Annotated in this window: 23 protein-coding genes; 13 read left to right on the top strand and 10 right to left on the bottom strand. The window is 45.4% G+C overall.

Translation table 11 applies throughout. The annotated features are described in order from the left end of the window. Positions 1-6: 6 nt before the first annotated feature. From H8K55_RS01325 to H8K55_RS01310, 4 genes are read right to left on the bottom strand one after another with little or no spacing between them, the layout of a single operon-like run. Positions 7-1,554, bottom strand: a complete 1,548-nt coding sequence (locus H8K55_RS01325) for a cryptochrome/photolyase family protein (RefSeq protein ID WP_230408444.1) — start codon at positions 1,552-1,554, stop codon at positions 7-9. Then, positions 1,551-2,930: a DASH family cryptochrome gene (locus H8K55_RS01320; RefSeq protein WP_186940211.1), complete on the bottom strand. Its 1,380-nt coding sequence runs from the start codon at positions 2,928-2,930 to the stop codon at positions 1,551-1,553. Before H8K55_RS01320 ends, H8K55_RS01325 begins: the two co-directional genes overlap by 4 nt. Beyond that, positions 2,927-3,082: a DUF2256 domain-containing protein gene (locus tag H8K55_RS01315; RefSeq protein WP_186940338.1), complete on the bottom strand. Its 156-nt coding sequence runs from the start codon at positions 3,080-3,082 to the stop codon at positions 2,927-2,929. Before H8K55_RS01315 ends, H8K55_RS01320 begins: the two co-directional genes overlap by 4 nt. 27 nt (positions 3,083-3,109) lie before the next feature. Then, complete coding sequence (locus tag H8K55_RS01310) at positions 3,110-4,153, bottom strand: MerR family transcriptional regulator (RefSeq protein ID WP_186940210.1); 1,044 nt, start codon at positions 4,151-4,153, stop codon at positions 3,110-3,112. Positions 4,154-4,411: 258 nt separating this feature from the next. Here H8K55_RS01310 and H8K55_RS01305 point away from each other — a divergent pair, with 258 nt between their 5' ends. Continuing rightward, on the top strand, positions 4,412-4,669 hold the full coding sequence (locus H8K55_RS01305) for a high-potential iron-sulfur protein (protein WP_408057945.1): 258 nt from the start codon (positions 4,412-4,414) through the stop codon (positions 4,667-4,669). A 3-nt stretch (positions 4,670-4,672) separates the two neighbouring features. After that, positions 4,673-4,933: a TIGR03643 family protein gene (locus tag H8K55_RS01300; protein WP_186940208.1), complete on the top strand. Its 261-nt coding sequence runs from the start codon at positions 4,673-4,675 to the stop codon at positions 4,931-4,933. 9 nt (positions 4,934-4,942) lie between these two features. Here H8K55_RS01300 and H8K55_RS01295 read toward each other — a convergent pair whose 3' ends face one another. The 6 genes from H8K55_RS01295 to grpE all read right to left on the bottom strand — a co-directional run bounded on the left by H8K55_RS01295 (position 4,943) and on the right by grpE (position 12,858). Further along, positions 4,943-6,538 carry an FAD-binding domain-containing protein gene (locus H8K55_RS01295; protein WP_186940207.1) on the bottom strand — a complete coding sequence of 532 codons (1,596 nt, stop codon included), beginning with the start codon at positions 6,536-6,538 and terminating at the stop codon, positions 4,943-4,945. A 101-nt stretch (positions 6,539-6,639) separates the two neighbouring features. After that, positions 6,640-7,791, bottom strand: a complete 1,152-nt coding sequence (locus H8K55_RS01290; RefSeq protein WP_186940337.1) for an acyltransferase family protein — start codon at positions 7,789-7,791, stop codon at positions 6,640-6,642. A 243-nt stretch (positions 7,792-8,034) separates the two neighbouring features. Further along, on the bottom strand, positions 8,035-8,703 hold the full coding sequence (can, locus tag H8K55_RS01285; RefSeq protein WP_186940206.1) for a carbonate dehydratase: 669 nt from the start codon (positions 8,701-8,703) through the stop codon (positions 8,035-8,037). A 157-nt stretch (positions 8,704-8,860) separates the two neighbouring features. Continuing rightward, positions 8,861-9,979 (bottom strand): molecular chaperone DnaJ, encoded by a 1,119-nt coding sequence (dnaJ, locus tag H8K55_RS01280; RefSeq protein ID WP_186940205.1) that lies wholly within the window; start codon positions 9,977-9,979, stop codon positions 8,861-8,863. A 124-nt stretch (positions 9,980-10,103) separates the two neighbouring features. Next, a complete protein-coding gene (dnaK, locus tag H8K55_RS01275) occupies positions 10,104-12,041 on the bottom strand; it encodes a molecular chaperone DnaK (protein ID WP_186940204.1) in 1,938 nt (645 codons plus the stop codon). Positions 12,042-12,279: 238 nt separating this feature from the next. Beyond that, positions 12,280-12,858, bottom strand: coding sequence for a nucleotide exchange factor GrpE (gene grpE, locus H8K55_RS01270; RefSeq protein ID WP_186940203.1), 579 nt, complete (start codon positions 12,856-12,858; stop codon positions 12,280-12,282). A gap of 334 nt (positions 12,859-13,192) precedes the next feature. Here grpE and rfbB point away from each other — a divergent pair, with 334 nt between their 5' ends. The 11 genes from rfbB to H8K55_RS01215 all read left to right on the top strand — a co-directional run bounded on the left by rfbB (position 13,193) and on the right by H8K55_RS01215 (position 25,299). Beyond that, positions 13,193-14,254: a dTDP-glucose 4,6-dehydratase gene (gene rfbB, locus H8K55_RS01265; protein WP_186940202.1), complete on the top strand. Its 1,062-nt coding sequence runs from the start codon at positions 13,193-13,195 to the stop codon at positions 14,252-14,254. 30 nt (positions 14,255-14,284) lie between these two features. Next, on the top strand, positions 14,285-15,175 hold the full coding sequence (gene rfbA, locus H8K55_RS01260) for a glucose-1-phosphate thymidylyltransferase RfbA (protein WP_186940201.1): 891 nt from the start codon (positions 14,285-14,287) through the stop codon (positions 15,173-15,175). A 20-nt stretch (positions 15,176-15,195) separates the two neighbouring features. Continuing rightward, positions 15,196-15,753 (top strand): dTDP-4-dehydrorhamnose 3,5-epimerase, encoded by a 558-nt coding sequence (gene rfbC, locus H8K55_RS01255; protein ID WP_186940200.1) that lies wholly within the window; start codon positions 15,196-15,198, stop codon positions 15,751-15,753. Continuing rightward, complete coding sequence (rfbD, locus tag H8K55_RS01250; RefSeq protein WP_186940199.1) at positions 15,750-16,703, top strand: dTDP-4-dehydrorhamnose reductase; 954 nt, start codon at positions 15,750-15,752, stop codon at positions 16,701-16,703. The genes rfbC and rfbD overlap by 4 nt, the downstream gene beginning before the upstream one ends. Position 16,704: 1 nt before the next feature. Next, positions 16,705-18,021: a flippase gene (locus H8K55_RS01245; protein ID WP_186940198.1), complete on the top strand. Its 1,317-nt coding sequence runs from the start codon at positions 16,705-16,707 to the stop codon at positions 18,019-18,021. A gap of 19 nt (positions 18,022-18,040) precedes the next feature. Further along, entirely contained in the window at positions 18,041-18,916 is an 876-nt protein-coding gene (locus tag H8K55_RS01240) for a glycosyltransferase family 2 protein (protein WP_186940197.1), read from the top strand. Positions 18,917-19,451: 535 nt separating this feature from the next. Then, a complete protein-coding gene (locus H8K55_RS01235) occupies positions 19,452-20,264 on the top strand; it encodes a glycosyltransferase family protein (protein WP_186940196.1) in 813 nt (270 codons plus the stop codon). Between the two features lie 10 nt (positions 20,265-20,274). Continuing rightward, positions 20,275-21,240 (top strand): UDP-glucose 4-epimerase family protein, encoded by a 966-nt coding sequence (locus H8K55_RS01230; RefSeq protein WP_186940195.1) that lies wholly within the window; start codon positions 20,275-20,277, stop codon positions 21,238-21,240. Positions 21,241-21,258: 18 nt separating this feature from the next. Continuing rightward, positions 21,259-21,819, top strand: coding sequence for a sugar transferase (locus H8K55_RS01225; protein ID WP_186940194.1), 561 nt, complete (start codon positions 21,259-21,261; stop codon positions 21,817-21,819). A 71-nt stretch (positions 21,820-21,890) separates the two neighbouring features. Next, positions 21,891-23,789 (top strand): polysaccharide biosynthesis protein, encoded by a 1,899-nt coding sequence (locus H8K55_RS01220; protein ID WP_329604969.1) that lies wholly within the window; start codon positions 21,891-21,893, stop codon positions 23,787-23,789. Between the two features lie 133 nt (positions 23,790-23,922). Beyond that, positions 23,923-25,299 (top strand): phosphomannomutase/phosphoglucomutase, encoded by a 1,377-nt coding sequence (locus tag H8K55_RS01215; protein WP_186940193.1) that lies wholly within the window; start codon positions 23,923-23,925, stop codon positions 25,297-25,299. The last annotated feature ends 44 nt before the right edge of the window (positions 25,300-25,343 follow it).

Here is a 25,343-nt window from a genome sequence, read left to right as displayed (position 1 = left end):
ATTCACTCACAAATCATCCAAATTCTCACGCAAAAAAGTCGCGCGCACCGACAAATCATGACGTGCTTCCGCGCTCATCTTACGCAACTGCGGATACACCATGCCTATCCGGGGATTGTTTGATAATTGTTTTTCGTTGCGCGAAAAGAAGTCCCAATACAGCGCATTGAATGGGCAGGCATTCTCTGTCGTACGTTGCTTCTTATCGTATTGACAGCCTTTGCAATAGTCGCTCATCTTGTCTATGTACGCGGCACTCGACACATAGGGCTTAGTCGCTAGCACACCACCATCCGCATATTGACTCATGCCTAAAGTGTTCGGCAATTCCACCCATTCAAACGCGTCGATATACACACCGAGATACCATTCATGCACACGTTGTGGATGCAGTCCTGCTAGCAGTGAAAAATTCCCAATCACCATTAGGCGCTGAATATGATGCGCATGAGCTTGCTCTAAAGATTGACCGATGGCATGCGATAAGCAACGCATCTTGGTTTTACCTGTCCAAAACCATGCAGGCAATTCGGTTTGATGATCGAACACATTTTCTTGTGCATAGTCGGGCATGAAATGCCAATATACGCCGCGCACATATTCACGCCAGCCGAGGATTTGCCGTATGTATCCTTCGGCAGCAGCAATCGGCACATCGCCGCGTGTCCAGGCAGCTTCCACCGCCTCCACCACTTCTCGCGGGCTGATCATTTTGACGTTCAAAGCAAACGACAACAGCGAATGAAATAATCGCCAAGCCTTGCTACTCATCGCGTCTTGAAAATCACCAAAATGCGGCAAAGCCAGACGGACAAAGGTCTGTAATTGCTGCAATGCTTCGTCTCTGTGCAAAGGCCAGGCGAGCTCACTTGCATTCGGACTACCAAAGCTTTTCACACCCGCGTTTTGTATCGTCATCCACAGCGCGCTATGATCGTGGCGTGGTCGAAAATCTTCCGGCTCCCAAGGCAAACCAGGCCAGGCTTTGCGGTTGTCATGATCAAAGTTCCAGGCACCACCGGCTGGCTCCTGATCATCCATTAAGACCCGATGCTTCGCCCGCATTTGTCTATAAAAATGTTCCATCAACCACTTCTTACGACCGTCAAAAATCTTCTCAGCTTCATCTCTTCGTGTAAAGAAATGCCCACTCTCAAACATATGACAACGCAGCGCTGTGCTTTGTGCGAACACTTGTAATTGGAGATCTAAGCGATATTCATCTGGCGCTTGATATTGAAATTCTTGCGCGCCATAAGTCGTCGCCAATTTTTCTATATTCGCTGGAATCGCATGTAGGTTATCGGGATCATCAATCGTCAGATAATGCACGCGATGTCCAGCCATCTGCAAGCGCCGCGCAAACTCGCGCATGGCCGCAAATATAGCGAGAATCTTTTGCGCATGATGCAGCACATAATCAGTCTCTTGCCGCACTTCCATCATCACGTACAGCACATCGTCTTGTTGGTGCGCAAACCAACTATGTTGTGCATTGAGTTGGTCGCCCAAAATCAAACGCAAGGTCTGCGTCTTTTGCATAGCATTTGTCATGGTATTCTTAGAGTGCATTCCAAAGCTGACCAAAGCTGACGGTAGGTGCCGTCAGGATCATGTTGTTTCGCCTGCTTTTGCGGATCAAACCAACGTCCGCCCAAATAGCCACGCGGATCAGTGCCCAAACCCGCCAAGTACAGGCAATTGCCCTGATTGCTGTAGACATCGTAATCCAGCAATTGCGATTCGAACCAAACTGCTGCAACACGCCAATCGCCGCTCAGCTCATGCAACCAATAACTCATCACTTGCTGCCTGAGACGATTCGATAAATAGCCAGTGCACTTAAGTTCACGCATTGCGGCATCGACCAGCGGCTCACCGGTTTGAGATTGTGTCCAAGCTTGAAATTGTGGCTCATTAAATTCAGGTAGAGTCACAGGCGTTTTGGCTAAGCCACTTGCGCGATAGAGTTCCGCGCCGTATTTGATGTGCAAAAAGCGGAAGTAATCGCGCCATAACAGTTCAAACCAAATCCAGTAACTGCTATCGCTCTTACCTTGTGCATCTTCAAACTGACGCAGTGCTACGATAATTTGCGGCGCGGACAAAGCGCCACTTGCCAGCCAAGGCGAAAATTTCGTGGAAAAATCTACACCATATAATTGATTGCGCGTTTGCTTGTAGTGATGCGCTAGGTCGCCAGAAAAATAGCGCTGTAAATGTTGAGATGCTGCTTGACTGCCACCGCGAAACGCGGGTGTCCAATACGGAAATGATGAGCGTTCATCACGGACGAGATGCTCGAAATTATCATCTAGATTGACATGAACTTGTGCCGAAAATTTATGCAGGTTTGAATCATGTAAGGCAAATGATTTTGAGAGTACACATAAGGCAGGTTGTCGAATTTGATAAGCGCCCTTCTCTATCTTGTGCCTGAATGTCGTAAATTGATCTAGCATCTGCGTCAGTTCAAAATCAAAATCCGCTGATTCGTACATGGTCGATTGCCAGATTGATTGCACTGGCAATTTTAACGCTTGCAAAGACTTGATCTGCGCCATTTCTTCGGGCGCAGCAATCTCTTCGCAGACTATCATTTTCAATTCATAGTACTGCCACAAATACGCCCACAATTCTGTCTGTGCACTTAAGTCACCATCAAGTTCCAGCAGATCAATATCGTATTGATTTAGTTGATGACGCAAGTCAAATATGGTGTCGCGCAAGAATTCTTGCCTGTGTGCTGAGCATCGAACAAAGCCCCATTTTGTTTGGCTAGCACCTAGTGTTCCGTAGGCAAAGGTGTGACAAAACACCGTCAATAAGGCAGCGCCAGTTCGCTCTGCCAACGCACAAGCGTGATTTAGGGCGGGATTATCATCTACCCTGAGATCGTTTCTAAACCAATAAATAATCAGCTTTTTCATGACAATTTCGCCGATACACAAGCTCGCGAGCGACGGCAGCGCTCGGAACAATATCTGACAGAATCCCAATCCTTCTCCCATTTTTTTCGCCAACTAAACGGCAAGCCGCACGACGTGCAGAGCTTGCTTGGCAGATCAGATTTTTTGCGCATTTTCATTGTGATTTTTCTGAAGAGATCTCAATATTGAATGCCTTCAGCCTGTGCCACTCTGACTAAAGCCTGCTCCAACGCAGAACGCGCATGCGCCGCCGTGTGATGCAAGTCGCGATGCAGGCTGGCGTCATCTTCATTTCGATTTTCACATTGCGCGCTGTAGCGTTCAAAGCTGGTCAGCATCTGCAATAAATCCACCAAATGCCTTGGGCATTCGCAATGAATGCTGGTCGCTGATCGAGCGATATGCATCAAGCTTTCATCATCGATTAAACGAGCCGGGATGCCTCCACGTCGATTATTGCGGGCGCTCTCTTGCACTTTGACGTTGACTTTTTTATTGCGTCCATGACGACTTTGTTGCTCTGCCATCGTCAACGCTCTTGCCAACGCAACGCGGCATAGATGATCGACCTCCAACATATCGCTAGGAATACGCGCCACATGAAAGCCAGCTAAACGCATTTGTCGAATCGCATCGCTAGAAGCAAATCGATACAGTATCAACACCGCGTTCGCTTGACAGGCTTGTTGCGCGGCTTTCAATAACGGAATTTGCTCTTCGGGCGCAGTCAATTCGCCCTGCTCAACCACGACCACATCGACTCTGACATCCTTCAATTGCAATTCGGCTTGTTTTAAATTCAGCGCAGTTTGTACCAGACTCAATTTACTCATTTCTGGGTCGAGATTGATTAAGGATTGACGCAACATCACGCCTACTAGTGCAATTCTTAACAGCCCGTTATTTACTTGCGTTTGTGACTGCGCTGCCGGAAGATTTGCCACCGCGCCCAGCATCGCGAGCAGCTGTTGCAGATCAAGATGCGCGACTGCACCTATAGAATTACCGGCATCCACTAATTGCTTAATCAAGCCCAGTCGCCGGACATCTTCAAACGAATATTGACGCTGCCCGCGCTCAGAACGATTGGGGTCGGTCACGCTGTAACGTCGCTCCCACACACGCAAAGTTTCGACAGGAACCCCAGACAAACGAGCGGCAGCACCACTACGATAAGTTGCATTGGGGTCAACCACTGAGGATTTTTTTGAATCATTATTCATAGCACGCTCACCATTACATTGATGGAAATTCAATAAAAGAACCGATATTGAACCGATAAAACGAATAATATCACTATTTATTACGGTTCACTTATTGGACAACAAAACACCAATAGACTAAGCTATTAGTGTTGAAGTAGTGCCGTGAATTAAGCCATTTAGATTATCGAAGCGCCATTTCCATCAAGCCGATTAAAAGGAAACAAAATGAAAACACGCCGTCAATTTTTGATTCAGACCATCCATACCGCTTTAGCGATGGGTACGATCCTAAAAGCGAACGCCCAAACAAATCATGTTGATGAAAATGCGCCAGCTGCAACGGCACTCGGCTACAAACATGATGCAAGCAAAGTCGATAGCAAAAAATATCCCGCCTATGCAGCAGGTAAAAACTGCGCCAACTGCATGCTATTCCAAGGTAAAACTGGAGATGCTTGGGCGAATTGCGCAGCCTTAGGTGGCAAGCAAGTGAATACCAAAGGCTGGTGCATGGCGTGGGCCAAGAAGGCGTAAGTAATGACGCAACAAATCGTTCAAGCCATCATCGACAGAGTGATACAAATGGCGTGGGAAGACCGAACCACTTTCGACGCCATTCAACGTCAGTTTGGTCTAAATGAAAGTGCCGTCATTCGGCTGATGCGCAGCGCTATGAAGACGTCAAGCTTTAAAACGTGGCGCGCACGGGTGACAGGTCGCAAGACTAAGCATCAAGCTTTGCGGGACACTCAAGTCACGCGATTTAAGTCTAGTGATCAGAAGAATCGGGATTTTTGAGTAACAAAGCTAGAAGTCGAAACCAAGTTGCGGTGCAAGAGTTTGCTCTGCAGTGACTGACACTTCCGGCGATTTCAATTTCTTTGAATCACGTTTGCCAGGTTTTGAGCTACGAGCACTTCTCGATCCATGCTTCTTCACTACTGCCGACTTAGCTGCCTTTACTTCCGCCAATCCTCGCACCGCAAACAACTTCGCTTTAGCTTCGCGGGTAGCTGCATCCAAATCAACCAGAGGCACAGGAATGTCAAGTCCCAATCGAATGCCGCAAGCAGCTTGCACATCGGACGGCATAGTCCAGGGTTCAAATAAAAATAGATCGGGCACCTTGCGCATCGCTGGTAACCAACGCCTTACAAACACGCCTTTGGGATCGTGATCGTGCGCCTGTTTAATTGGATTATAAACACGTGGCACATTAATGCCCGTGGTACCAGCTTGCATCTGCATTTGGCTCCAATGAATGCCCGGCTCGTAATCTAAAAACTGGGTCGCCAACCACACACCAACAGGACGCCAATCTAGCCATAGCGGATACGAAGCAACCGACACTAACATCGCCCGCATACGGAAATTAATCCAACCTGTTTCACGCAACATCGCGATACAGGCATCGACCATAGGCCAACCAGTGAGCCCTTGTGTGAAAGCCTGAAAATGCGCGTCGTTAAATTCATTTTCACACATGCCATCGTAACCGCGATGCATGTTTTGAAATTCAATTTCAGGTTCGGATTCCAGCTTTTGTATGAAGTGACAATGCCAATACAAGCGACTGACGAAGGCGTTTAAGCCCTGCTTCATACGCGTGGCTGATGGGTGTTTTGAAACGAGCGGATCCTCATGCAATTGCTCCATGCGCTGCACCGTCGCATGCACAATCTCGCGCAAACTAAGACAACCAAACGTCAGGTAAGGAGAAAGCCGTGAGCACGCACCTGGCGCCGATAAGGGCGAGGAAATGCCACCACGATAATAGGCACTACGTTCATACAAAAATGAAGATAAGACTTCGAGGCCAAGCTGTCGTCCGCCTCGTTGCCGTCGCGGTGGATCAGGCTGCGCTAGATCTAATCGACATGCTGACGGTGGCAAGGCGTCTTGCCAAGGCATATCGACGAACGCCATCTGTGTAGGCACAGGCAAACAGAGTTGTTCAACATGCGCATCCCAGCTAGCCTTCCAGTGATCTCGATCTGCCAATCGACGCACCACGCCAAACTGGCGAAACTCTAGCCAGTTCACTTGATGCGACTGACACCAACGTGCTACCGCTAAATCACGCTGATACGTCCAACCATTACCTGTTTCTTCATGAGCGCACAGACTGTGAAATGGCGCTTTGTCGTATAAGATGTTGAGCACTTCTGTGATATCGCCCGTGACGACATGCAAACGACCACCGCGTTGTTTTAATGCGATGTATAGGTCGCGCAAGCTTTCCAAAATGAATTCGAAGTGCTGACGTGCGGCATCGGCTTGCGCCCACAAATCAGGTTCAACCACGTACAAACACAAAATCGGTCCACGTGATGCAGCCGCAACCAATGCCGCATGATCATACAAGCGTAAATCGCGTTTGAACCAGACGACGCTGTAAGACATGATTGAATACTAAAGACAAAGAAAGCCTTAGTATTCCAGATCATCAAAGTGACTTCCCACAGAAACTCGGTTCACTGTACAAAGCGATTCGGGACAAACATTTACTTGTAAGGAAAATAGCGATCACGCAATCGCATGAACGGTGTTTCTACAACCCGAAACAGGACGTAAGCAGCAAAAAAACTCACGGCAAACATGGCGCCAATTCCAGCTAAGGATTTCACAGACCATCCCCACGCTTCAAATGGACGGATCAAAGCATTCATCAGAGGTTTATGCACCAAATATAAAGCATAAGACCACAAGGCTAAAGATGCTGCGCCGGGAATTCGCCAGCGATACAAAGCAGAATTGGGGCTCAGTCCTGCCAAGGTCAGCAAAGCAAAGCCGCTAGCTAATATGGTGTAGCCGAATGTCGTCGTGTACCACAGAAAGCCCTGTTCCTCACTATAGTTAAAACTAGTAAATAAGAACATCGCTAAGCCCGACAATATCGCTCCGCCCACCAAACTTACATGCCCGCGCTTCAATGCACGATCCCAAATAGCGGGATGAAAATTCTTCCATAAAGCGAGCGCAACACCTGGCAATAACTCATCGAAACGACACCAGCTTGAGTAGTAAATCGTCACATAATATTGGACACCATCGCCACCAACTTGTTGCCACATCAGATAACGCATTAGCGCAGCGCCCGCCATCGCACTTAGCAAGACTACCCACATCGCACGTACTGATTTTAAAAAGGCGATAGTCGCTATCGCAAGCAATGGCAACACGACATAAAACTGCTCTTCTATACTCAAAGACCAGGCATGTGAAAATGCCGAACCGGGTTTCAAGTCAAAATTTTGAGTAAAGGTCAAGAACTTCCACAGCGGCGTGACGGCTTTACCACCCGCTTCTATGGGAAACAAAAAATAGATCGCCAACACGACATAGAAATTCGGTAGCGTACGCAGGGCACGGCGTATGTAAAAGGTTTTTAGTGAAAAACCTGAGGTGCTTCTTAAGCCAGTAAAAATTTGATTGCCAATTAAGTAGCCACTCAGCACGAAAAATAAATCGACCCCGACCCAGCCAATTTCACTGAGAAATCCAAAGCTAGGTTCATGGCTGACAAACACCATGTAGTGGTACATCAAGACTAGCAATATGGCACAGGCGCGCAGAGTATCGAGACCATTTATACGGGAACTAATACGGGAACTATTACGGGAACTATTACGGGAATTATTTACTAGAGATAGCATGAGAAAAATAGAAGAGAATTGCAATAGGATAGCGATTATCGCCATCAACAAAAGCTCGCTATTGTCTACCATTCGCAGATAATTCGTCTCTGCATTTTGAAAATATTTTTTGCTAGCGGATCAGCAATCACAGGGCCAACAAAAAAGCGAAGCCCCCTATTTCGGATGCTTCGCTTTTTCTGATAAAGCTTCGCTTTTGAAGCTACAACTTATCGACCAACTTACTTGCAACTCACTTAAAACTCAGTCAGCATAACGTGCCAAACTACGTTCCAAATGTGGTGCCAACTTTTGTGGCGAATTGATAGACATGCCAAGTTCATTCAACAAGCCATCTTGAATACCGTAAACCCAGCCATGCACTTCCACCGATTGACCACGTTCCCACGCATCTTGAATAATTGTGGTCTGACAGACATTGACCACTTGTTCAATCACGTTCAATTCGCATAGGCGATTAACGCGCTCTTTCTCTGGCAATACTTCGCCTAAATATTTTTCGTGTTTTTGATGTACATCTTGCACATGGCGTAGCCAATTATCTGCAAGACCAACACGGCGACCAGTCAAGGCCGCTTGCACACCACCACAACCATAGTGGCCGCACACGATAATGTGTTTTACCTTCAAAACATCCACTGCAAATTGCAGCACGGACAGGCAATTCAGATCCGAATGCACAACCAAATTAGCGATATTGCGATGTACGAATAATTCACCCGGCAATAAGCCTAACAATTCATTCGCGGGAACTCGGCTGTCTGCACAACCTATCCATAGATATTCAGGGCTTTGTTGCTCTGCCAATTTTTTGAAGAAATTGGCATCCCGACTGAGTATCTCCGCAGCCCACTCGCGATTGTTTTCAAATAGTTGATCCGGTGTAACGCTTCCACGTATAACTTCTCTCATATTGCTCCTTTACTATTTTTAACGACCCTATTTTACCTTTTTTAGAGTCCACCATCGAATTTAGCCCTACTAAATCAAGGTCTTAAGGCTGCCTACTCGAAAAAAAAGCGCTGATAAAATTAATTATCTGCGCTTTTTTTACCTGCTGAAATTATCCTTATTCAAAGAATTTTTTCACTTTATCCATCCATGACTTGCTTTGCGGACTATGTTTAGAACCACCTTCTGTCGTCAGTTGTTCAAAGCTGCGCAGCAAATCTTTTTGCTTCTCAGTCAATTTCACAGGTGTTTCTATCACGACGTGACAGAATAAATCACCTGCATAACCAGAACGCACGCCCTTTACACCTTTGCTGCGCAAACGGAAAGTTTTACCCGACTGCGTACCTTCTGGTATCGTAAATGTTGCCTTACCACTTAAAGTCGGCACCTCGATATCACCACCCAAAGCCGCTTTTACGAAGGAAATTGGAATTTCGCAATGTAAGTCATCGCCTTCACGCTGGAATACCGCATGCTGTTTAATATGAATTTCCACATACAAATCGCCTGGTGGACCGCCATTAATACCTGGCTCACCATTGCCTGAGGAGCGAATCCGCATGCCGTTATCAATACCAGCAGGAATCTTCACTTCCAAAGTTTTATTGCGTTTGATACGCCCTGTACCATTACATGGATTACAAGGATCAGGAATCATCTTGCCTGTGCCGTGACACTTAGGACAGGTTTGCTGAATACTGAACAAGCCCTGTTGCATACGCACCTGACCATGTCCACCGCAAGTGGTACAAGTGACCGGCGACGTCCCTGGTTTTGCGCCAGAACCATGACAAGTTTCGCACTCATCATAGCTAGGTACACGTATTGTGGTATCAAAACCGTTGGCAGCTTGCTCTAAAGTGATCTCAAGGTTATAGCGCAAATCTGCACCGCGATACACCTGCGGACCGGCACTACGACCACGTCCACCACCGAAGATATCACCAAAAATATCACCGAAAGCATCAGCAAAACCAGCTCCACCGCCGCCACCGCCGCCCATATTCGGATCAACGCCCGCATGTCCATAGCGATCATAAGCTTCACGCTTTTGTGCATCCGAAAGCATTTCGTAGGCTTCTTTTGCCTCTTTAAATTTTTCTTCCGCGGTCTTGCTATCCGGATTACGATCCGGATGATATTTCATCGCCATCTTGCGATAAGCTTTTTTGATTTCATCTTCTGAGGCATTTTTCGCAATACCCAGAATTTCGTAAAAATCACGCTTCGCCATCTCGATTACACCTTGTTTTTATCAATACAATTTATGCGAAAACGCCGAGCAGAGCATCGCATCAGAAAACACGAGCACTACCCGGCGGCGTCCCGGCACTTATTAAAGCGCCGATTCGAACTGATTACTTACCGTCTTTGACTTCTTTAAAGTCAGCATCTACCACGTCATCATCTTGTGGTTTTGCATCGGCACCTGGTGCTGCACCTGCGGCACCGCCAGCAGCGGCTTGTTGTGCTTGCATGTCTGCGTACACTTTTTCACCTAACTTTTGTGAAGCGGTAGACAAGTTGCCGAGTTTTGTATCGATTTCTGCTTTATCGCCAGATTTCAAAACATCTTCTAACTCTTTGATCGCTGCTTCAATTTTCTCTTTTTCGCCAGCGTCTAATTTATCGCCGTGCTCTGCCAATGCTTTCTTAGTAGAGTGAACTAAGGCGTCACCTTGATTACGGGACTCAGCCAATTCTTTGACTTTTTTGTCTTCTTCCGCATTCAATTCAGCGTCTTTCACCATTTTTTGAATTTCTTCTTCAGTCAAACCAGAGTTTGCCTTAATGGTGATTTTGTTTTCTTTACCCGTTGCTTTGTCTTTTGCACCTACATGCAAAATACCATTCGCGTCGATGTCGAAAGTCACTTCAATTTGTGGCGTACCACGTGATGCTGGTGGAATACCTTCCAAATTGAATTCGCCCAAACCTTTATTACGCGCTGCGATTTCACGTTCACCTTGGTAGACTTTGATTGTTACCGCAGGTTGATTGTCATCCGCAGTTGAGAATACTTGGCTGAACTTGGTTGGGATCGTTGTGTTCTTTTGAATCATCTTGGTCATCACGCCGCCCAAAGTCTCGATACCCAAAGACAAAGGTGTTACGTCCAACAACAAAACGTCTTTACGATCGCCAGACAATACAGAACCTTGGATCGCTGCACCAACCGCCACCGCTTCATCAGGGTTCACGTCTTTACGTGGTTCTTTGCCGAAGAATTCTTTGACCAATTCTTGAACCTTAGGCATACGAGTCATACCACCAACCAAGATAATGTCATCGATGTCGGAAGTTTTTACGCCTGCATCTTTGATCGCCATGCGGCATGGTTCCATTGTCTTCTGGATCAATTCTTCAACCAAAGCTTCCAACTTGGCACGTGTAATTTTCAAATTCAAATGCGTTGGTGCGCCATTTGCCATAGCGATGTACGGCTCGTTGATTTCTGTTTGCTGTGAGCTAGACAATTCAATTTTCGCGCGCTCTGCAGAGGCCTTAATACGTTGCAAAGCGATAGGATCTTTGGACAAATCCAAGCCATTGATCTTTTTGAATTCGTCGATGATGTAATCGATGATGCGTTGATCGAAATCTTCACCACCTAAGAATGTATCGCCGTTTGTGGACAATACTTCAAATTGCATTTCGCCATCAACGTCAGCGATTTCAATGATAGATACGTCGAAAGTACCGCCACCCAAATCGTAGACGGCAATCTTGCGATCGCCTTTTTCTTTTTTATCTAAACCGAAAGCCAAAGCCGCTGCGGTTGGTTCGTTGATGATACGTTTGACGTCCAAGCCAGCGATACGACCAGCATCTTTAGTCGCTTGACGTTGTGCATCGTTGAAATAAGCAGGAACAGTAATAACCGCCTCTGTTACTTCTTCACCGAGGTAATCCTCAGCCGTTTTTTTCATTTTGCGCAAAACTTCAGCGGAAATTTGTGGTGGCGCGAGTTTTTTGTCACGCACGGACACCCATGCATCGCCGTTGTCTGCTTTAGAAATGCTGTATGGCATCAAGCCGATGTCTTTTTGCACTTCTTTTTCGTCAAACTTACGGCCGATCAAACGCTTGACTGCGTATAAAGTGTTTTTTGGATTGGTTACAGCCTGACGCTTAGCAGAAGCACCAACCAGAATCTCGCCATCCTCTTGGTAAGCAATGATCGATGGCGTAGTACGTGCGCCTTCGACGTTCTCGATTACTTTTGGCTGGCCATTTTCCATGACTGCAACGCAAGAGTTGGTTGTACCCAAATCAATACCGATCATTTTTCCCATGATATTTCCCTATCTTTAAAAATTATATTTTTGAACTTGGTGAGCGCTGATTTAGCAATTATTCCGAAAAAGATCAGCAAATAATGCAATACCGCGCTCGTCTGTTTCTGATGTATGGCAAAAAACCCGTTTTTCAAGACACTTTTCGCTGTTTCTTTAGGTTTTTATGCGTTTTATCTTGTTTTTCTGCTGCTTTATCTACTGTTTTGCTAAGTTTTCTGTCAAACGCTTAGTATTTTTACTTCGCTTGTGCAACAGTGACCAAAGCTGGACGCAACAAACGATCTGCAATCATGTAGCCTTTTTGCAAGACAGTCACGATAGTGTTCGCATCCTGTTCTGCCGGCACCATAGAAACAGCTTGATGCTTACTTGGATCGAGTTTTTCGCCTTGTTGTGGATTAATTTCCAACAAACGATTTTTCTCAAAGGCAGAATTCAATTGTTTCAGCGTCATTTCTACGCCTTCTTTAATCGCCTCTACCGTTTGGGTTTCTATCTTTAAGCCCATTTCCAAGCTATCTTTGACTGGCACTAAAGATTCAGCAAAGCTCTCGATCGCAAACTTATGCGCCTTTGAAATATCTTCCTGCGCACGCCGGCGGATGTTTTCACCTTCCGCTTTCGCGCGCAGGAATGCATCTTGCAATTCCAACACTTTCGCTTCTAACTGCGCCAGAGTATCTGCTGCAACACCCGGCTCAATGACGACCTCAGGCTCAACCTGATTTTCAGCAACTGCTGCTTGCAGTGCTTCGGCATCAAGGTTAGTTGCTATTGTTTCAGTATTTTCGACTGGTTTATCTTGCTCTTGCATTAACAATCTCCATAAAAATCAACCATTGCCCACTTAAATGAGGTGGGTATTCCACAATTCAAGAGTGAAATGCTGATTTTTTTCACTTCAATCCCGAAAAAGGCTAGAAGGTGCCTATCACCATTAAAATTCGATCAAAACTCAATCCAAATACGCACTTTTCTGCCGTTAAATTAATGCTTACATGACAAAAAAGCGTAGTAACACTGACGACATCGGACGCAAGTGGCGTAAAATTGCTAGTTTTCATTGAAAATTTCGTTGATAGCTATTCATAGCTTGCTAGACAGCATCGATAGCATCAATATCAACCGCAACAAGATCGGATCTCCGCATGATTTTAGTCACTGGTGGCGCAGGCTTTATAGGCGCAAATTTTGTTTTAGATTGGTTAGCACAAAGTCAAGAACCTGTCATTAATTTCGACAAATTGACCTATGCAGGCAATCTCAATAATCTGACTAGTCTGAGAGAAGACGCACGACACATTTTTGTCCAAGCAGACATCAATGATGGCGACATCCTAAAGCAGCTTTTACAAACACATCAGCCCAGAGCCATTGTGCATTTTGCAGCAGAAAGCCATGTAGATCGCTCTATTCACGGCCCGGCGGCATTTATCGAGACCAATGTGAACGGTACTTTCAGCTTACTAGAAGCGGTGCGCGCATATTGGCAGAATCTCGAAGACGATAAAAAAGCGGCTTTCCGCTTTTTGCACGTGTCGACAGATGAAGTCTATGGAAGTCTGGAAGCAAATGACCCGCCGTTTACAGAAACGACCGCTTACGCTCCCAATAGCCCTTACTCTGCATCGAAAGCGGCATCTGATCATTTGGTACGTGCCTATCATCACACCTACGGCCTGCCGACACTGACCACAAATTGTTCGAATAATTATGGCCCTCTGCACTTCCCTGAAAAACTTATTCCCTTAGTCATCACCAATGCACGCGCTGGTAAAGATTTGCCTATTTATGGCGATGGTAGTCAGGTACGTGACTGGCTTTATGTCAGCGATCACTGTGCCGCGATACGTCGCGTCTTAGAAGCTGGTCGCCCAGGTGAAACCTATAACATCGGTGGTTGGAATGAGAAAACCAATCTCAATGTCGTCCACAGCATTTGCGATCTGCTCAATGAATTACAAGCTAAACCAACTGGCAGCTATCGCGACCAGATCCGTCATGTGAAAGACAGACCGGGACATGATAAGCGCTATGCAATTGACGCCCGAAAGATTGAACGAGAGTTAGGTTGGAAACCAGCCGAGTCTTTTGAAACTGGCTTGCGTAAGACCGTAAGTTGGTACCTGGCAAACGACGCGTGGACTGCGCAAGTTTTGTCTGGGGAATATAAAAACTGGGTGAATTTGCAATACCAAGAAAAAAACTAATCAGAACAAAAACGAGAATACGAGACGACAATGGCACAAGCACAACGTAGAGGCATTATTCTGGCAGGCGGCTCTGGCACTCGCCTGTATCCGGTAACAAAATCCGTATCTAAGCAGTTATTGCCTATTTACGATAAGCCGATGATTTACTATCCGCTGACATCGCTGATGCTAGCTGGTATACGCGATATCCTCATCATCTCAACACCTCAAGATACGCCACGCTTTCAAGAATTACTTGGTGACGGTTCACAATGGGGTATCAATCTTAGCTACGCGGTGCAACCTTCACCAGATGGCTTGGCGCAAGCTTTCATTATTGGTAAAGAATTTGTTGGTAACTCACCGTCTGCACTGATTTTAGGTGACAACATTTACTATGGTCATGAGTTTGAAGCGATGCTGCGTAGTGCAGACAACAATCACGATGGTGCGACCGTTTTTGCTTACCACGTAAATGATCCTGAACGCTACGGTGTAGTGGATTTTGACGATAATCGTAATGCGCTGAGCATAGAAGAAAAACCCCTCAAACCCAAATCTAATTACGCGGTGACTGGTCTGTATTTTTACGATCAACAGATTTGCGAAATCGCGGCCAATATCAAACCATCAGCGCGTGGCGAATTGGAAATCACCGACGTCAATAATGTCTATCTACAGCAAGGGCAACTCAAAGTTGAATTGATGGGGCGCGGCATGGCGTGGCTAGATACGGGCACGCACGATTCATTATTAGAAGCGGGGCAATTTATCGCTACGATAGAAAAACGTCAGGGCTTAAAAGTCGCCTGCCCTGAAGAAATCGCCTTCCGCAAGGGTTACATCAGCCCAACCCAATTAGAAAACTTAGCGCAGCCGTTGAAAAAAAATGAATACGGCCAATACTTGTTGCGCTTATTGAATCACAAAAGTTTTTAAAGATCCGCTAAACACCTGCCATGAATATTATTCAAACTGATTTACCCGAAGTCTTAATTTTAGAGCCCAAAGTATTTGGCGACGAGCGCGGCTTTTTTTACGAAAGTTTTAATGCAAAAACTTTTGCGGCTTGTACTGGCGTAAACACTGAATTTGTACAAGATAATCATTCCCGTTCGGCCAAAGGCGTTTTGCGTGGATTGCACTATCAAATTCAACAAGCACAAGGAAAACTAGTGCGTGTGATTGCTGGGGAAGTATTTGATGTCGCTGTCGATGTACGCCGTAGCTCACCGAATTTTGGCAAATGGACATCGGCGGTTTTATCCGCTAGTAACTCACGCCAGATGTGGATACCGCCAGGCTTCGCGCACGGCTTTATAGTCACCAGCGAGTATGCAGAATTTCTTTACAAAACGACCGATTACTGGGCGCCAGAATATGAACGTTGCCTGCTTTGGAATGACCCCGCACTGGCGATCAACTGGCCGCTTGATGGCATCCTCAATGGAGCACCTTCTTTATCCGGCAAAGATCAGCTAGGGAAAATATTGGCCGACGCTGAGGTTTTCGCATGAGAATTTTGTTAACGGGTACTAGTGGTCAGCTTGGTCGCAGTTTAGCTAAAGCATTGCAAGATTTAGGTGAAGTGCTTACGCCACAACGTGCTGAATTAGATTTGTCAGATGTTGATTCGATCGCACACTACGTTCAGCTGTGCAAACCAGATTTAATCATCAACCCCGCAGCGTACACCGCGGTTGATCTGGCAGAAAAAGAAAGTGAACTCGCCTTTCTCGTCAATGCTGAAGCGCCAACTATCCTTGCTCAGGAAGCGAAAAAATTAGGTATAGGCTTGATCCATTTTTCGACCGACTATGTGTTTGATGGTAGCAAGTCAGATGCCAATGGTGAACGCGTGGCTTACACAGAGGAAGATGCTTGCGCGCCACTGAATGTCTATGGTGCGAGTAAATTAGCAGGCGAACAAGCGATTGTGAATAGTGGATGCGCGCATTTAATTTTTCGCACCAGCTGGGTGTATTCAGATTTCGGCAAGAATTTTCTGTTAACAATTTTACGCTTGGCAAAAGAAAAAACTGAACTCAACATCGTTAATGACCAATGGGGCACACCTAGTTCTACTTTGTTTTTAAGTGACGCAGTCAAACAAGTTGTTCTGCAATTGCAGTCTACAGAAGCACATGCAGTTGCAAAGGAGACTTGGTGGCAACAACATCAAGGTATTTATCACCTAACGCCAACAGGAACGACCAATTGGTGCGAGTTCAGCCAGCGCATCGTTGAACACGCAGAGCAACTAGACTTGTTAAGTGCTCCGCTTCCTAAGATACAAGGCATTCCAAGCTCAGCCTACCCAACGCCTGCACAACGACCTAAAAATTCCTGCCTCGACAAAAGCAAATTCAATCAAAAATTTGGCATTCAATTACCAAGTTGGGGTCAGGTATTGCTGAGCTGCCTGCAAGGTATGGCGTCAGTAAAATTGCAAGACCCAGCCAACTAATATGTCACTTAAAAAAAACACCATCTGGAATTTAGTTGGCAGCGGTTCACCCTTGCTCGCGGCGGCAGTCTGTATTCCTTACACATTGAAGCAATTAGGTACTGAAGGCTTCGGTGTCTTAACCTTGATTTGGGCTTTGATCGGCTATTTCAGCCTCTTCGATTTCGGTACAGGTCGAGCACTAACTTATGAAATTAGCAAAATACTTCCTGAAGGCAAAGACAACAAAAATTTCAGTACACCTGTCGGACCAATCTTGACAGCGGGCTTATTATTGACCTTGATAACGGGTCTGCTAGGCTTTGTCGTCATATTTACGTTGTCCGCGCCACTTGCAGAAAGTTGGCTAAAAATTAGCCCAAATTGGCAGGACAGCACCAGGACTGCTCTGCAAATTACCGCTATCGGTATTATTCCAGCAACAATTACTAGTGGTTTGCGCGGTGCAATGGAAGGTTTGGGTCAATTTAAGGAATCAAATCTCTACAAGTCTCTGCTCGGATTTGGGATGTTCGCAATTCCCGCGGTATCCATACATTTCCATGGACCTAGTCTATCGAGAATTGCATTCTATTTAGTGCTTATGCGAGTGCTCATCACTATCACATGCTTTGTTCAACTACGCTTTTATTTCGGAATCGCCCAATATGAAAAAAGCGACAACAAGACATCAACGATTGCTCAAAATTTTCGACGGCTATTCTCTTTTGGCTTCTGGGTTACCGTTACGGGAATTATTAGTCCATTGATGGTATTTGGTGATCGTTTCTTCATCAGCGCGATGGTCGGTGCCGATCAACTTAGTACTTACGCAATTCCGCAAGAAGGTTTGATGCGCGTATTGATGGTACCGACGGCCATCTGCGGTGCATTATTACCTATACTTACAAATACCAAGACAAAAAATAAGCTATACGAAACCTATCAAATTAATTATCTAAGGATGGCAAAAATAATGGGCTGCCTATGTGTTTTGGCAGCGATTCTAGTAGTCCCAATTCTGTCCATTTGGATTTCTCCGGCATTTGCAGCAAACGCCAGCATCATTGCCTTTATTTTAATACTCGGAACATTTATCAATGGAATTGCACTTGTACCATATACCTTATTACATTCCTTGGGCAAAACTAAAGTGACAGCACAATTCCATATCGCAGAATTATTTATTTACCTCGCGATCATGTATTTTCTCACCATACATTTTGGATTATATGGTGCTGCAATTGCGTGGGTAATTCGAGTTTATTTGGACTGGATACTTTTGCATTTCGCAGGAAAGCGTGCCTTAGCGACTGCAAATATAGGTTTTGCGAACTAATTTCAACTAACAGACTTATATGCATATTTCAGCAATCGTCGTTGGATACTTTCCGGACAAACAGATCCTTGAATCACTGCTATGCAATTTGAGTCAACAAGTTGATAGTGTATTCTTAGTCGATAATGGCGGCTGCTCTGACATAGAATTAAACAAGCTAGCCAATTGTGAACACCTACGGTTGGGGGAAAATTTTGGCTTAGGTTATGCCTTAAATCGAGGCTTCGAAGCCGCACTGAAACGAGGAGCGAAGTATGTCGCCACATTCGATCAGGATAGCCAGCCTCCGGACGATTTAATTAAAATTTTAGTAGAACAAGCTGAAGAACTAAGTCAGCGAGGGGTTCGCGTTGGCGCGATTGGCCCTCGCTTCTTCGACCGTAGAGAAATCTCAAAAATTTATTTTCCTTTTTTTAAAGAGGAACAGGGTCGTATTTCGACCATTCAGCCTGCAGAATCTCAAGCACCACTCATCCAGAGTGACGTATTAATTACGTCGGGAATGTTAGTGCCTATCGATGTTTGGCTGGACGATCTAAGCTATGACGAAAGTTTATTCATCGACCTAACGGACAACGATTGGTGCTTTAGAGTGCGTCAAAAAAATTACCTTTTATTTGGTTCAACAAAAGTAGAGATGGGACATGCAATGTCGGAAGCGCCTCCTCGACGCATATTCTCGCTGCACTATTTCAAGACCTCACCTACTAGGAAATATTACAATTTCCGCAATACCTTAATTTTTTGTAGAAAACCATATGTCTCTAAGATTTGGGCTAATCGCTTAAAAAAAGGATTATTCATTCGTTTTTTCCTCGCACTACTTTTAGAGAAAAATCGTTGGAAACAAATGCTGATGATGGTCAGAGGAATATTAGATGGCATCAAAAACTAACGAGAAGCACACTACAATGTCCCCTGATGAAAACTATTTAGCCAAAATCTAAAAAGCATGCCTCCGCTTTTTCTCTGACGCCTACGTTCGCATGCAAAGCAAGCATTAGAACGAACATAAATCAATAATCATGGTTGCACTATCAATCGCCACAAATGGAATACCAATACAAAGAACTTGTTACTGATGCTGTTCGCTATGCAATTATCCGCAATGATTCTTTTACGATTTCCTACTGATGGCGGAGAATATGCCCACAAAAGAAACACTAAAAAATTCAAACCCAACTATATCTATTCAATAGTTTAAATCACGACTTACTCTGCAATCGTTTGACTTATAATGGAGGTCTAAAGCGTCATAAAAACGGCTATAAGAAGAGAAATTTGATGTGTATACAGTCACGCTATGGACTGATTCATCAGCTCTTTCATACAAATATTCATAGCTCGCTAGAAATTCATGTAGATCGCAATAATTACAGGTATTTCAAGACATTCATTAACCGGTTCTCGATTACGATGAAAGTAAATACATGATTCATGTTGCAATAATTAGCCATGGTCATGAAGCTCTGTTAATTGATAGTAAAATTGGTGGATTACTTACAGAGCACGAAGACCTAACTATCTGGATCAAAGACAACAAACCCGCTGCCAATTTAAAAGCGTATTGCGCGCAACATCAAGTGTTTTATACAGATGCGGACGCGGGTTTAGGTTTCGGTGAAAACAATAATTATTTATTCGATCTAATACAAAAAAAGTCCGGCTTTCAAGCTGACGATATTTTTTTGGTCATGAATCCAGACATAACAGTGACTGCAGAAACTGTCTTTGCTCTGACAGAAAAAATGCAACAATCTGGTCAGGCACTCGCGACACTCAATTTATATCGTGATTTGGCGATGACCGTTCCTGACAAAAACATCCGTCATTTTCCAGGCATGCTATCTATCATCAAAATGCCACTGGTGAATACGTTTAGCGAAACCTACGACAAAGATCGAATTGCTGGGGTACTTGAAGACATTCCTGTGGAATGGGCATCTGGAGCATTTTTGGCTTTTACGCCAGCACTTTACGAAGCATTAGGTGGGTTTGATCCTGACTATTTCATGTACTTTGAAGATGTCGATATCTGCTATCGTGCACGTCGCTTCCACCAGCAAGCCGTACATTATTATCCGCACTTAAAAGCGATTCATACAGCAGCACATAAGAACCGCAATATTTTTTCCAAACACGCACTCTGGTTCTTCCATAGTTTTTCTAAGTTCTTGTTGCGTCGTTACCTACGCACGAATTCTGCCTATTCTGGCAAGAAATCTGCCAGCTCTCCAACCTAGTCGCGCCAACATGAAAAATAAAATTCTCATCACCGGCGCAACGGGTTTTGTCGGATCGCATTTAGTGCAAATGGTATTGGCGCAAAATCGCGAAGTGGTTTGTCCAATACGCAGTGGAAATTCATCATCGGATTCAACAACACCTGTTGTCGGCAACATCGATCGCAATACAGAATGGCAAGCACATCTGAGTAATGTGCATACCGTCATCCATTGTGCCGCACGGGTGCATGTGATGCACGATACCGAAGCCGATCCGCTGGCTGCTTTTCGTGAAGTCAATTTACACGGAACCCTACGCTTAGCAGAACAAGCGGCTGCGGCTGGTGTCAGTCAATTCATTTACCTGAGTTCCGTCAAAGTGAATGGCGAGATGACGGAGTCAGAGCAGGCATTTACAGAAAATGATGCACCACAGGCCAGCGATCCTTATGGCATTTCTAAACAAGAAGCGGAAGCGGCTTTAATGGAATTGGGGCAGCGTACTGGTATGGCCATCACGATTATTCGCCCGCCCTTAGTGTATGGCAAAGGTGTCGCTGCTAACTTTTTAAGTTTACTGATTTGGGTAAAGAAGCAAATTCCGCTTCCACTAGCCAGCATCAACAATCAACGCAGCTTTGTATTCGTTAAAAATCTGACGGATTTCATCCTGCATTGTGTGCAAAACCCGCAAGCTTACAATCAAGTCTTTTTGATTTCTGACGGCCAAGATTTGTCGACCACGGAACTCTTACGCGAGGCAGCGAAGGCATTAGAAGTACCTTCACGTTTACTGCCCTTCCCTGCGGGACTCATTAGCTTCGCAGCGAAGTTGACCGGCAAAAAAAATATCGCGGATCGTTTATGCCAATCCTTGCGCGTCGATAGCAGCAAAGCGCGCCAACGCATGCAATGGACGCCGCCGTATTCCGTACAACAGGGCTTGCGCGAAAGCGCTGCCAATTTGGCGTCACAAGACAACAATAAAAAATAAAAAAGAAAGAACGAAATCATGAAACGATTAGCCGACTTAGTCCTAGCCTTGATCGCTGCAATTATTTTGCTGCTTCCATTCATCATCGTTTCTCTGATGGTGCGCTTAACATCAAAAGGTCCCATCATCTATTGGTCAGATCGCGTCGGTCGCTACAATCAAATTTTTAAAATGCCGAAGTTCCGCTCCATGTTAATCGACACGCCCGCTGTCGCCACACATTTATTGACAAATCCAGATCAATACTTAACGCCCGTCGGCTCCTTTTTACGCAAATCTAGCCTCGATGAATTACCACAATTGTGGAGCATTATTAAAGGCGATATGAGCTTTGTTGGTCCGCGGCCTGCACTCTACAACCAGGCCGATTTGATTGCGCTGCGCACTGAAAAACAAGTTCATACTATCGTCCCTGGTTTAACTGGCTGGGCACAAATCAATGGTCGCGATGAATTGCCGATTCCGCAGAAAGTCGAATTGGATGCCTATTACTTGCAGCATCAGTCACTGATATTGGATATCAAAATTTTGTTCCGCACTTTTTTTAAAGTAATTAAGCGTGATGGCGTCACCCACTAACTCACAACAAAGCACAATGAAGCACAACAAACAAAAATAATGCACAGACAAGTTGAACCGACCACCCAATTATGATGCATACCTTAATTAATCTTCCACGCTTCCATAAGCAAATTATTGCTGGTGTGGTAGATGCTATTTTTTTACCGCTGGCATTTATTCTGGCGATTTTGACGCGCTATGAAACGGTTAATTTTGATTTGGTCAAACACTATGGCTGGTTGATTGCCGCAGTGCCTTTGTTCGCAATCCCCATTTTCATCAAGATCGGTTTGTACCGCGCGGTAATACGCTACATCGATCAAAAGATGGTTAGCGTGGTCGTGATTGGAGTAAGCCTATCCGTTTTGGCGCTGGCATTTCTCAGCTTCATGTTGCAGTTAACTGCAATCTCGCGTGCAGTATTTGTGATTTACTGGTCCGGCGCCATTTTATATGTAGGCGCAAGTCGATTAGCGGCACGCGCTTACCTGGGTGGCCTGCGACGCAATCCGAACGCCGTCAAAATCGCGATCTATGGCGCAGGCACCGCCGGTATGCAACTCGCGAATGCTTTGCGTGCTGGACATGAGCTTGATTGCATTGCCTTTATCGATGACAACCGCGCTATGCATGGTTCTTCGATTGCTGGTATCAAAGTCTATCCCGTTGAAGCGATTCCTCAACTAGTTAAAAATTTTGGTATTAAAGAAGTCTTACTCGCCTTACCCAGCGTTTCCAAAGCCAAACAAAAACAAATTCTTGATCACTTAGAAGCTTACAAAGTCCGTGTCAAAGTCACGCCATCAATCAAAAGTCTGATCAACGGTGAATTACGGGTTCAAGATATTCGTGATGTTGAAATTGAAGATTTATTAGGCCGCGATCAAGTCGAACCAGATGAAGCTTTATTAGCGACTTGCATCACTGATAAAAATGTATTGGTCAGTGGTGCTGGCGGCTCTATCGGTTCTGAATTATGTCGTCAGATTTTGCGACAAAGACCTAAGAGCCTAATGCTCTTAGAAATGTCGGAATTTTCTCTGTATTCAATAGAACAGGAATTGTCGGTACTACGCGATCAACTACAACTAGCCTGTCAGATCAAACCTTTCTTAGGTTCTATCCACGACAGCACCAAGCTCGATAAAATTTTCCGTGGTTTTGAAATCGATACGGTATATCACGCAGCAGCTTATAAACATGTGCCGCTGGTCGAGCACAATCCTATCGAGGGTATACGCAATAACGTCTTTGGCACCTTCAAATTAGCACAAGCTGCGATCGATGCAGGCGTCAAACAATTCGTGTTGATCTCCACCGATAAAGCAGTGCGCCCTACCAATGTAATGGGTGCGACGAAACGCTTAGCGGAATTAATCTTACAAGCCAATGCGCGCCGTCAACAAACCACACGATTTTGCATGGTTAGATTTGGCAATGTGCTAGGTTCTTCGGGATCGGTCGTCCCTTTATTCCGCAAGCAAATTATGCAAGGTGGACCGATTACACTCACGCATGCAGAAATCACGCGCTACTTCATGACGATCCCCGAAGCCGCGCAATTGGTGTTGCAAGCTGGTGCGATGGGTCAAGGTGGCGACGTATTTGTGCTCGACATGGGCGAACCTGTGCGCATCATTGATTTAGCACGTCGCATGGTGCACTTATGCGGATTGGAAGTGAAGTCAATTGATCACCCAGAAGGCACGATAGAAATCCGTGAAGTCGGTTTGCGTCCGGGCGAAAAACTATATGAAGAATTACTGATCGGTGACAACGTAGAACGTACCACGCACCCACTGATCATGCGCGCCCAAGAAGCAGAATTAGCTTGGGCAGATTTACAAACGGCTTTAGAAGAATTAGACCTGGCATGCAGCAATTTCGATTATGAAAAAGTTCGCAGCCTGATACAGCAGTTGGTGGTTGAGTATCAACCTCAATGCGGTATTGAGGATTTTATTTGGCAGATTAAGAACAAAACATAAGAACCCCTCAACACAGAGACACAGAGATTCACTGAGAAAATATTGTTATTGTTCACTGACTCCTGCTCTTTCTCAGTGTCTCTGTGCCTCTGTGTTGAGAGGTTTTAAAGAAATTATTTTATAGGTGAATTTTATGTCCCTCCTTTCCAAAAGTATTTTTAAAGCCTACGACATTCGCGGCATCATAGGCAAAACTTTAGATGCCGATGTTGCTTATGCCATCGGTCAGGCTTTCGGTAGCGCCGCATTGGCAAAAGGTGAAAAGACCGTCGTAATTGGTCGTGATGGCCGTTTGTCTGGCCCTTCGCTGACCGCTGCTTTAGCCATGGGTCTGCAAGCCACTGGCGTGAACGTGATTGACCTCGGCGTAGTTGCAACACCCATGGTGTATTTCGGCACCAATGTCTTGGGTGCGACATCTGGCATCATGGTCACTGGTAGCCACAATCCACCTGACTACAATGGTTTCAAAATGGTGTTAGCGAGTGAAGCGATTTATGGCGATACCATACTCTCGTTGTACGACAGAATCGTCGCCAAAGACTTCGCAGTTGGTGAAGGCAGTTACAACACGCACGATATCAAAACCGCCTATCTGGAACGCATCGTCAGTGATGTCAAACTCACGCGCAAAATCAAGATTGCAATCGATTGCGGCAATGGTGTTGCCGGTGCATTCGCTGGTGATTTGTACCGCGCTATGGGTTGCGAAGTAACGGAATTATTTTGCGAAGTCGATGGCAATTTCCCGAACCACCATCCTGATCCAGCGCATCCAGAAAACCTGCAAGATCTGATCCGCTGCTTACAAACTTCTGATGCAGAAATTGGCTTAGCTTTTGACGGTGATGGCGACCGCCTCGGTGTGGTGACGAAAGATGGGCAAATCATTTACCCGGATCGCCAATTGATGTTGTTTGCCGCAGATGTATTGAGCCGCCATCCAGGCGAACAAATTTTGTATGATGTGAAATGCACACGCCATTTATCCAGCTGGATCAAAAGCCACGGTGGTGTACCCTTGATGTGGAAAACAGGTCACTCATTGGTCAAAGCTAAATTGAAAGAAACTGGCTCTCCTTTAGGCGGTGAAATGAGTGGACACGTGTTCTTCAAAGATCGCTGGTACGGCTTTGATGACGGTATGTATGCTGGCGCACGCTTGCTAGAAATTCTAAGTAAAGTCGCGGACATGACGGCAATTCTCAATGACTTGCCGCAATCGACCAGTACCCCAGAGTTGCAACTAAAACTGAATGAAGGTGAAAATTTTGCCATCATCGCTGAGATGCAAAAAAATGCGAATTTCCCCGGCTCGACCGAAATCATTAATATCGATGGCTTACGGGTTGAGTATCCAGATGGCTTCGGTTTAGCACGTTCATCGAATACGACACCAGTCATCGTGATGCGCTTTGAAGCTGAAACGCCGAAGGCTTTGATAAGAATTCAAGCAGCGTTGAAAGCGGCGATTTTGGCTGTTAAGCCAGATGCGGTTTTGCCTTATTAAATAAGGCTGAACATCCCCTCTCCCGCAAGCGGGAGAGGGTTAGG

The organism is Affinundibacterium flavidum (assembly GCF_014284175.1).
In the GTDB taxonomy this organism is placed as follows: Bacteria; Pseudomonadota; Gammaproteobacteria; order Burkholderiales; family Burkholderiaceae_D; genus Undibacterium; species Undibacterium flavidum.
This window is presented reverse-complemented; position numbering and strand designations above follow the sequence as displayed.